We start from the raw sequence: 9,954 nt of genomic DNA on the forward strand, positions 1-9,954 counted from the left end.
CCCCGCTACGGCCCGCCCCGCCACGGCCCGCCACGCCACGATCTGCCGACCGCGGTCTCCGCTCGATGACGCATCCGGTCGCCGGCTTCGCCCGTCCGGTCGCGTGGTGGCTGCGGTTGGCCTTCGGCGTCGTCGGCCTGACCGCCCTGGTCCTCGGCTACCTCGGCTTCCAGCGGTTCGGGCAGTTGCGTCCCGGGACCATCCACGACGCGTACGACGTGCTCTATTACGATCTTCAGCTCTTCGTGCTCAGCGCCGAGCCCTTCGAGCAGTCCGGCCCCCTGCCGTGGCAGTTGCAGGTCGCCCGGTTCCTCGCCCCGCTGTTCACCCTGCTCGCGGTGGCCGAGGCGGGTCGACTGCTGCTGGCCGCCGAGATCCGTCGGTTGCGCGCCCGACGGGCCAGCAACCACGCGCTGGTCTGCGGCGACTCCCAGTTCGCCCAGATGCTCGCCGACCGGCTCTTCGCCGACGGTGAACGGGTGGTCGTGGTCCGCTCCGAGCCGTTCGGACCGCTGGAGTACCGCCAACGTCGGTACCTCGGCGTGATCGGCGACCCGACAAGTGCCGAGGTGTTGCGCGGGGCCGGTCTGCCGCGCGCCCACACCATCTACGCCTGCACCCACGACGACGACCTGAACCACGCGATCGCCAACACGGCGAGCCGACTGATCACCGACCGGCGACCACCGCCGCGGGTCTACGTCCAGGTCCACGACTCCGAGATGTGCCTGTCGTTGCAGGCCCGGCGGTTGGGGGCGGCCGGTTCCAGCCGATTGCGGCTGGACTACTTCCACGTCGACGACATCGCCGCCCGCGCGCTGCACCGGCACCACCCGCTGCGGCCCGTCGCCGACCGGCCGCCCCGGGTGCTCATCGTCGGTGACGGCAGCTTCCGGCGAGCGCTGCTGGTGGAGACGGCCCGGCACTGGCGTACCCGGCGCGGCGAGCCCGGTGGCGTGGATCCGCCGCTGCGTGTCGACCTGGTGGCTCCCGACGCCAGCACCGAACTCGCCCTCGCCACCTCCCGCTACCCGTTCCTGGACACGGTCTGCCAGGTGGCGGCCTACGACCGGGCCGTCGAGGAGCTGACCGGGCTGGAGCAGCTCGGCTCCGGCGGCTACGACCGGATCTACGTCTGCGTACCGGACGAGACCAGCGGTCTGCAGTTCGTGCTGGACACACCCGCGCTCTGGCAGGGGGCGCGCAGTGCCGTGTTCGTGCCGGTCTACCGGCAGGCCGCACTCGCCGCCGCCTTCCACGGCGACCCCCGCCACGACCTGCTCGACGAGGTGCACGGCAAGCTGCGGCTGTATCCGGTGTTGACGCGCGCCTGCGACGCCCGGCTGATCGCCGAGGACCTCACCGAACGGCTCGCTGAACAGATCCACGAGCGGTACCTGCACGCGAAGCTGCGCTCCGGGGCACGCCTCGGTACGGCGCCGGCGATGGTGACCTGGTCCCGGCTGCCCGAGTCACTGCGCCGGGCCAACCGCAGCTACGTGCAGGACATCGCTGCCAAGCTGCTGGATCTCGGTTGCGTGGTGGCGCCTCGGCACGGCAGTAGTGGCGACGTCACGGCGGCCGGTCGGGCCATCGACGACCGGCTCGACCAGTTGGCCCGCCTGGAACACGAGCGGTGGTGCCGGGAACGGCGGGGCGAGGGCTGGACCTACGGCAGGCCGCGCGACGACGTCCGGCAACGGCACCCCGAGTTGCGGCCGTGGGACGAGCTGAGCCCCGACATCCAGGAGCAGAACCGCGAGGAGATCCGTACGCTGCCGGACGTGCTGTCCGACAGCGGGTTCGAGTTGATCCGGTTGACCTCCGTCGTACCCGGTCAGCGAGGAGGATCGCCTGATGGCGACTGACCCCGCCCCGCTCCGTGTCGGTGTCGCCGGGCACATCAACCTGACCCCCGCCACCGAACGGCTCGTCGCCGACGCGCTCCGGGTGGAGCTGCGGCGGATCAGTGACCGGCCCGTGCACGGCGTCACCTGCCTGGCGGCCGGCACCGACCAGATCTTCGCGTGGGCGGTGCTGGCCACCGGCGGCAGCTACGAGGTGGTGCTGCCGGCGCTGGACTACCGGGACACCATCGACCCGGCGCACCGGGCCGCGTTCGACGAGCTGCTGGCGCGGGCCACGCTTGTCGTGCACACCGGCTACCGCAGCTCCGGCACGGCCGCCTACGTGGCCGCCAACCGGGAACTGCTCCGCCGGGTGGACCGGCTGTTGGCCGTCTGGGACGGCGAGCCGGGCTGCCACGCCGCGTCGACGGATCAGACCGTCCGCTGGGCCCGGCAGCGGGCCATCCCGACCACAGTCCTCTGGCCCGCCGACGCCCGCCGCGCCACCCCCGCCCGGTGAGGACGCATCCGCTCCCGTGGAGCGGTCCGTTCGTTGTCCGGATCGCAGGCGCGAAAAACGTCATACCTGGGGAGTACGACGAGAGGATGCATCGAATGAGTGGCGTACGGGTACTTGTCGGTACCCGCAAGGGCGCGTTCATCCTGACCTCCGATGGCCGGCGCGATGCCTGGACCGTCGACGGGCCGCACTTCGGCGGCTGGGAAATCTTCCACCTGACCGGGTCGCCGGCCGATCCGGACCGGCTCTACGCGTCCCAGTCCGGCGGCTGGTTCGGGCAGCTCATCCAGCGCTCCGACGACGGCGGCCGGAGCTGGAGCACGGTGGGCAACGACTTCGGCTACGCCGGCGAGGTCGGCGAGCACCTGTGGTACGACGGCACCCCACGCCCGTGGGAGTTCAAACGGATCTGGCACCTTGAACCGTCCCGGCACGACCCCGACGTCGTCTACGCCGGCGCCGAGGACGCCGCCCTCTTCGTCTCCCACGACGGGGGCCAGCAGTGGACCGAGTTGACCGCCCTGCGGACCCACTCGACCGGGCCGTTGTGGCAGCCCGGCGCGGGCGGTCTCTGCCTGCACACCATCATCCTGGATCCGGTGCACTCCGACCGGATCTACGTCGCCATCTCGGCGGCGGGCGCGTTCCGCAGCGACGACGCCGGTGCGAGCTGGTCGCCGATCAACAAGGGGCTGCGGTCGGGGGAGATCCCCGACCAGGATGCCGAGGTCGGGCACTGTGTGCACCACATCGCCCAGCATCCGTCCCGGCCGGACACGCTGTTCATGCAGAAGCACTGGGACGTGATGCGCAGTGACGACGCCGGCGAGAGCTGGCGCGAGATCAGCGGTGACCTGCCGTCGGACTTCGGGTTCCCGATCGCGGTGGACGCGAACGACCCGGAGACCGTCTACGTGGTGCCGATCAAGAGCGACTCGGAGCACTACCCGCCCGAGGGCAAGCTGCGGGTCTACCGCAGCCGCACCGGCGGCGACGAGTGGGAAGCGCTCACCCACGGGCTGCCGCAGTCGCACTGCTACGTCAACGTCCTGCGGGACGCGATGGCGGTCGACACCCTCGACCCGTGCGGGATCTATTTCGGCACCACCGGCGGCCAGGTCTACCACTCTGCCGACGGCGGCGACACGTGGGCGCCGATCGTCCGGGACCTGCCGGCCGTGCTCTCCGTCGAGGCCCAGGTGCTGCCGTGATCCGGGTCGTCCTCCCGGCGCACCTGAAGACCCTGGCACACGTCACAGGTGAGGTACGCCTGGAGGTGGCCGGCCCGGAGCCGGCCACCCAGCGCCGGGTGCTGGACGCCATCGAGGCGCGCTACCCGATGCTGCTCGGCACCATCCGGGATCGCCACAGCGGTAAGCGCCGCGCCTTTGTCCGCTTCTACGCCTGCGAGGAGGACCTCTCCCACACCGCACCGGACGCACCCCTGCCCGAGCGGGTCGTCACGGGCGAGGAACCACTGATCATCCTGGGCGCGATGGCCGGCGGCTAGAGCGTCTCCTGTCGATGCGGTCCGTCCGTGGCCCCGCCGAACAGAGGAGCGGTGCCGGGGGACTGCCACGTGATCGCGGCTGTGTTGCGCATGATCGACTATTAATCTGATGAATTGCCACCGCTGAGCTGTCTCTGCTGGAGACAGCCCTTGACCTCCCATGATCGACGTGCATAACATCAGATGTATGTGAAGTTCGAAACACGTCTCTGCGTCGAGGGAGTTTCCCACGTATGACGAATCGATCAATTCTGCGTGCCGCCACCGCCCTGACAGCCACCGGCGCGCTGGGCCTCGGGTTGTTGGCCGGTCCACCGGCAGGGGCGTCGCCCCGCACCGCGGCACCCTCGTCACCGCCCACCACCACCGCCACCTATGAGCCGACCTGGGATTCGGTCAACCAGCACGTCGCCTCGCCGGAGTGGTTCAAGGACGCGAAGTTCGGCATCTACTGGCACTGGGGCGCCTTCACCACCCCGCAGTACGGGCACGAGTGGTACGGCCGCGAGATGTACGTCAACGGCAGTGGCATCAACAACCATCATCGGGCCACCTACGGCGACCCGCAGACCGAGTGGGGCTACGAGAAGTTCATCGACGGCGGAGTCGACAAGGCCGGCAACCACGTCCAGTTCAAGCCGGTCCTGAAGTCGGAGGGTGGCAAGTTCGACCCGGACGAGTGGGCGCGCCTGTTCAAGCAGGCCGGCGCGCGCTTCGGCGGGCCTGTCGCCGAGCACCACGATGGATACTCCATGTGGGACAGCGAGGTCAACGAGTGGAACTCCGCTGACCGCGGCCCCAAGCTGGACCTGCTGAAGATCTTCGCGGAGGCGATCCGCAAGCAGGACATGAAGCTGCTGGTGGCGATGCACCACTCGTTCAACTACAACGGTTTCTTCCGGTTCGTCGCCCCGCAGTCCGACCCCAGCCTGCGCAAGCTCTACGGCCAGCTGCCTCGCGAGGAGGCGGACCAGCTCTGGTTCGACAAGCAGAAGGAAGTGATCGACCAGAGCCAGCCGGACATCATCTGGAACGACTTCGGTCTCGACAGCCCCGGCTACTGCCACGGCGACCCGGGGCCGTGCGCCGTCGACGAGCAGCAGCGCCTCAACTTCCTGGCCTACTACTTCAACCAGGCCGAGCAGTGGGGCAAGGAGGTGGTGACCACCTACAAGCACTTTGACGGCGGCTTCGACAACCGCAGCGCGGTCGAGGACTACGAGCGCGGTGGGCCGGCGGACATCGTCCGCCCGTACTGGCTCACCGACGACGCGATCTCGTCGAGCAGTTGGAGCTACACCACGGGCATCGGTTACTACTCGTCGCAGCAGATGATCCACGCCCTGATCGACCGGGTCAGCAAGAACGGCAACATGCTGCTGAACGTCTCGCCGACCCTGGAGGGGGAAATCCCGCAGGGGCAGCGGGACGTGCTGCACGACATCGGGGACTACCTCGGCCGGTACGGCGAGTCGATCTACTCCACCCGGGCCTGGGACATCTACGGCGAGGGTCCGACCAAGATGGGTGGCGGCTCGTTCGTCGCGCCCAAGGTCGGCACCAACACCGACATCCGGTTCACCCGGAACAAGAAGGACGACACGCTCTACGCCACGGTGCTGGGTTGGCCGGGGGACAACCAGGTCCTCAACATCACTACCCTGGGCTCGGACACCACCAACCTGGCCGACCTGAAGAAGGTCGAGCTGCTCGGTAGCAGCGCCAAGAAGTCCATCAACCTGACCAAGAACGTACGCCAGGACCCGGACGGCCTGAAGGTGACGATGCCGGGGCAGCGTCCCGTCGCGTCGTCCGCGTACGTGCTCAAGCTCTCCTTCAAGAAGGGCATTCCGACCCCGCGTCCCGCCGCCGACGGCGCGAGCGTCTACCAGGACAAGGACTTCCGGGGCGTCAGCGCGCTGCTGGCCCCGGGCGAGTACACCACTGCCGAACTGGCCGACCTGGGCCTGACCCGGGCGAAGCTCTCCTCGGTGCACGTCGCGCCCGGCACGGCGCTGGTCCTGTACCCCGGCGACAACTTCACGGGTACGCCGACCACCTACACCAGCGCGGTCCGGTCCCTGCCGAAGAAGACAGCGGTGGGATCGATCCGGGTCGTCAAGGACCTCAGCAAGCCGTTCGTGGTCACGAACGTGACGAACAGCTTCGCGCTCGACACCGACTCCGGCGGCACCGGTACCCCGGTGAAGCAACAGGCTCCCGACGGTAGTCCCGAACAGGAATGGAAGCTGACCGAGAAGACCCCCGGCTACCACGAGATCGCCAACCCCACCACCGGCCTGGTGATCGACGGGTTGGGGCTCGGCAGCGGCACCTTCGTCCAGCAGGTGGCGGCGACCGGGGCGGACAGCCAACTGTGGCGCCTGGTGAGCGTCGGCGCAGGTGTGTACCAACTGATCAACAAACAGACCGGGCTCGCGCTGGACAGCGGCGGCAACGTGCCGGCGGGCTCGTCGTTGAAACAGTGGACAGTCGACAGCAGTCCCAATCTCCGGTGGCACCTCACCGCCGTGACCGACTAGGTCCGGCCGGTGTGCGGGCGGCGGCGGACCACGGTCCGTCGCCGCCACAGCCGGTCGGAGGAGACCCCGTACCGGCGCGCCGGGGGCCTGCCGCCGGCCGGCAGCGGGCGGTAGGCAGCGCCCCGGCGGGAAGGGGCCGTGGCCGTCGGTGGTCAGACGCCTCGGGCGAACAGGGCCAGGCGTACCCGGTTCGGGCTGCCGGTCTTGGCCATCAGGCTGGTGACGTGGGTCTTGACCGTGGTGATCCCGATGTGCAGCCGGTCGGCGATCTCCGCGTTGGACAGCCCCTCGGCGACCAGGTCCAGCACCTCCTGCTCCCGGGTGGTCAGCCCGTCGACCCGCGGCGGTGCCCCGGCGCGGGCGTGCACCGCGCGCTGCACCAGGCGGCGCAGCACCTCCGGGCTGAACGGGCTGTCGCCGCCGGCGGCGCGGCGGATGCCCGCGAGCAGGTCGGTGGGGGGTGCGTCCTTGAGCAGGAACCCGCAGGCGCCGGCGGTCAGCGCGGGATAGAGGTGGTCGTCGTCGCCGAAGGTGGTGAGCACCAGCACCCGGGTGCCGGGCCGGTCGGCCAGGATGCGGCTGGTCGCGGTGATCCCGTCGACGCCCGGCATGCGCAGGTCCATCACCACCACGTCGGGCCGCAGCTGACCGGCCAGGGCCACCGCGTCGCGGCCGTTGTCGGCTTCGCCGACGACCTCGATGTCCGGTTGGGCGTCGCAGAGCATCCGCAGGCCCGCCCGGATGAGATGCTGGTCGTCGACGAGCAGTACCCGGATCACGTCGCCTCCGTTTCCGGCCCGACCGGGCCCTGAGCCTCCGGCGACAGCGTCCCATCCGCCTGCGCCGCCGTGGGTTGCTGCGCCGCCTGCGCCGCCGTGGCCTCCGGGGCCGTTGTTGCCGACGGTGCGGGCGCGGCGGGCAGGACGGTGGCCACCCGCCAACCCGCACCGGTGGGGCCCGCCGACAACCGGCCGCCGAGGACCTCGACGCGTTCCCGCATCCCGGTGAGGCCGTGGCCGCCACCGGACGGCACCACCGCGGCCACCGTGCCCCGCCCGTTGTCGGTGACCTCCCAGTGCACGGCCCCGTCGACCAGCCGCACCGACAGCCGCGCCAGCGCGGAGGTGCCGGCGTGCTTGGCCACGTTGGTGAGCGACTCCTGGGTCAGCCGCAGCACCGCCAGACCGCGTACCGCGTCGACAGTGGTGATCGCCGGATCGATGTCGGCCTCCACGGTGATCCCGGCCTGGCGGGCCCGGTCGACAGCCGCGCCGAGGGCGGCCGGAAGCGAGGACGGCTCGATCGCGGTCAACGCCGCGTCGCCGCGTACGCCATCGGGATCGCGCAGCACCGCGACCAGCCGGCGCAGGTCGGCCAGGGCCGCGGTCCCCGTGCCGTGCACGTCGTCGAAGACCGCGCCCACCCTCGGATCCAGCTCCGTCAACACGTGCCGGGCCACGCCGACCCGCAGCACCATGGAGGCCACGTGATGGGCGACCACGTCGTGCAGTTCCCGGGCGATGGCGCTGCGTTCGTCGGCCCGCGCGGCCCGGGCCTCCGAGTCCCGCCGGCGCTGCTCCTCCGCCGCCCGCTGCCGCGCCTGCTCCGACAGTTCCCGGTTGGCCCGGATGAGCAGCCCGAGCAGCAGCGGGACGCCGACCTCCAGCAGCAGCCCGAACACGCCGGCGAGGAAGCGGGGAAGCGGGTCGCCGATCGCGCCGACCAGGTCGACCGCAGCCAGCAGGCCGGCGGCCAGCCAGATGATCCGGGTCCGGTCGGCCCGCATGGTCAGTTCGAGCAACGCCCAACTCGCGCCGATCTGGTTGATCGTGACATCGTCGAGCAGCCAGATCGCGACCGCCAGCAACGCGGTCTGCGCGAGGAGGTTGACAAGCGGTCGGCGGTGCAGCGCCAGCCCGGCGAGGAACGCGAGCACCGCCAGGAGCCACTGGCCGGCCGGTGCGGCGCCCTGGACGACGAAGAACAGATAGCCGACGCCGGCGAGCACCAGCAGCACCATCCGCACGAGCGGATCCCGCACGTCGAACAGCCGTCCCGCCCAGGCCACGGTGATCAGCCTAGGTTCGGCTCGGTTCGGCCGTGGCCGCGACCCGCCGCCCCCCACCTGGGCCGCACCGCCAGGTACGCGGCCAGGCCGATCGGACCGAGCAGGATGGTCAGCACCAGCACCGGCGCCATGACCAGCGACGGCACCCCCCGTTCCCGGCTGTCCAGCCACGCCCACCGGCCCACGAACAGGTCGAACGCGATCATGTGCGCCCAGCCGGCCGCCGCGCCGTCCGTGCTGCCCAGCAGGTCGCGTACCCCGTCGAGGGTCGGCGAGAGCACGGCCGGCAGCACCTCCCCGAACGCCGGGATCACCAGCAGCGCGTAGATCAGCAGGCCGGGCACCACGATCAGCGGCGACCTGACCACCCGCTCGGTCACCGACCACTTCGGCAACAGGATCATCAGCACCCAGAAGGGCGCCGCCACCGCGAACGTCAGGGTGAACAACAGCTCGCTCATGTCCGATCTCCTCCTCGCCGTCCCTCGACGTCCATCCGTATGCTCACGCCGCCAGTGCCACGTCGGGGCGGCGGGCCCGGGCCAGCACCAGGGCGGCGGCGGTCCCGGTCGCGGCCACCAGCGCGGCTGCGACGCCCAGGGTGAGGGCGTCGGGTCGCAGCAGCGGCTGCCCGCGCAGCGCCTGCCAGGTCACCAGGATCGTCAGCCCGCCGTACGCCCCGCCGGCGACCAGCAGCAGCCGGGCCCGGGTGAGCACGTCCAGTCGGTTGCCGAGGAACCGGTTCAGCAGGATCGCCAACAGCGGCAACGCCTGCACCGCGTGCAGCCCCACGAAGTGACCGATCCGTAGGTCGCCACCGGTGGTGCTCCAACCCACCAGCGGCAGGCCGGGGCCACCATCGGGCACGCCCACGCTGTGCGCGCCCGCGATTCCTTCGACGGTCGGGGCCTGGCCGGGCCGCACCATCGGGATCGCCACCAGCATGCCGAGCGCCGTCAGCCCCAACCCGAGGCTGATGGCGTACCGGCTGGCTCGGTCGGTCACCGGTTGCCGCAGCACCGCGACGCCGAGCACGAGGTGCGCCAGGAACAACACCATGATCGCCGCGCCCATCAGCTGCCACAGGGTGGCGTTCAGCGGGCTCGTCGCGTTGTAGTGGCTGGTCGTACCACGCAACACCTGGACGACGATGACGAGCATCTCCACCACCCCCGTCGCCACCACGACGACGGCGGCCCACTCCGCGACCCGGCTGCGCCGGCGCAACAGGGACAGCAGCCAGGCCAGGGTGATGCCGTACACCGCCAGGGACACCGAGAACTTGAACGGCTTGACCCAGATCGGCATGCCGGTCAACACCCGGTCGTCGGCGACGATGCCGACGGCGGAGACGACGGCGAGTCCCGCCATCGCCCAGACGAACACCATCAACGGGCGGTGCCAGGTCACTGCCCGGCGCAGATAATCAGTCATGCCAGTAGATGCTCATCGCCGATCCCACCCCA

Annotated in this window: 9 protein-coding genes; 5 read left to right on the top strand and 4 right to left on the bottom strand. The window is 70.7% G+C overall.

Annotated features, from left to right (window positions below; translation table 11 throughout):
* Positions 1–65: 65 nt before the first annotated feature.
* The 5 genes from C1I93_RS24040 (at position 66) to C1I93_RS24060 (ending at position 6,420) form a co-directional block, all read left to right on the top strand.
* Positions 66–1,868: a RyR domain-containing protein gene (locus C1I93_RS24040; RefSeq protein ID WP_111245559.1), complete on the top strand. Its 1,803-nt coding sequence runs from the start codon at positions 66–68 to the stop codon at positions 1,866–1,868.
* Positions 1,858–2,367, top strand: coding sequence for a hypothetical protein (locus C1I93_RS24045; RefSeq protein WP_111245560.1), 510 nt, complete (start codon positions 1,858–1,860; stop codon positions 2,365–2,367). Before C1I93_RS24040 ends, C1I93_RS24045 begins: the two co-directional genes overlap by 11 nt.
* 95 nt (positions 2,368–2,462) lie before the next feature.
* Positions 2,463–3,578 (top strand): WD40/YVTN/BNR-like repeat-containing protein, encoded by a 1,116-nt coding sequence (locus C1I93_RS24050; RefSeq protein ID WP_111245561.1) that lies wholly within the window; start codon positions 2,463–2,465, stop codon positions 3,576–3,578.
* Entirely contained in the window at positions 3,575–3,877 is a 303-nt protein-coding gene (locus tag C1I93_RS24055; protein WP_111245562.1) for a MoaD/ThiS family protein, read from the top strand. The genes C1I93_RS24050 and C1I93_RS24055 overlap by 4 nt, the downstream gene beginning before the upstream one ends.
* Positions 3,878–4,110: 233 nt before the next feature.
* The gene (locus C1I93_RS24060; protein WP_111245563.1) at positions 4,111–6,420 is read left to right on the top strand and encodes an alpha-L-fucosidase; all 2,310 of its coding nucleotides are present in this window, start codon (positions 4,111–4,113) and stop codon (positions 6,418–6,420) included.
* A 152-nt stretch (positions 6,421–6,572) separates the two neighbouring features.
* On the opposite strand, the gene C1I93_RS24065 is transcribed toward C1I93_RS24060, so the two are convergent.
* From C1I93_RS24065 to C1I93_RS24080, 4 genes are read right to left on the bottom strand one after another with little or no spacing between them, the layout of a single operon-like run.
* A complete protein-coding gene (locus C1I93_RS24065; protein WP_111245564.1) occupies positions 6,573–7,199 on the bottom strand; it encodes a response regulator transcription factor in 627 nt (208 codons plus the stop codon).
* Positions 7,196–8,488, bottom strand: a complete 1,293-nt coding sequence (locus C1I93_RS24070) for a sensor histidine kinase (protein WP_111245567.1) — start codon at positions 8,486–8,488, stop codon at positions 7,196–7,198. Before C1I93_RS24070 ends, C1I93_RS24065 begins: the two co-directional genes overlap by 4 nt.
* A 5-nt stretch (positions 8,489–8,493) precedes the next feature.
* Positions 8,494–8,949 (bottom strand): ABA4-like family protein, encoded by a 456-nt coding sequence (locus C1I93_RS24075; protein WP_111245565.1) that lies wholly within the window; start codon positions 8,947–8,949, stop codon positions 8,494–8,496.
* 43 nt (positions 8,950–8,992) lie between these two features.
* Positions 8,993–9,922, bottom strand: coding sequence for a hypothetical protein (locus tag C1I93_RS24080; RefSeq protein ID WP_111245566.1), 930 nt, complete (start codon positions 9,920–9,922; stop codon positions 8,993–8,995).
* Positions 9,923–9,954 lie beyond the last annotated feature (32 nt).

This window comes from Micromonospora endophytica (genome assembly GCF_003236305.1).
Taxonomy (GTDB): Bacteria; Actinomycetota; Actinomycetes; order Mycobacteriales; family Micromonosporaceae; genus Micromonospora; species Micromonospora endophytica.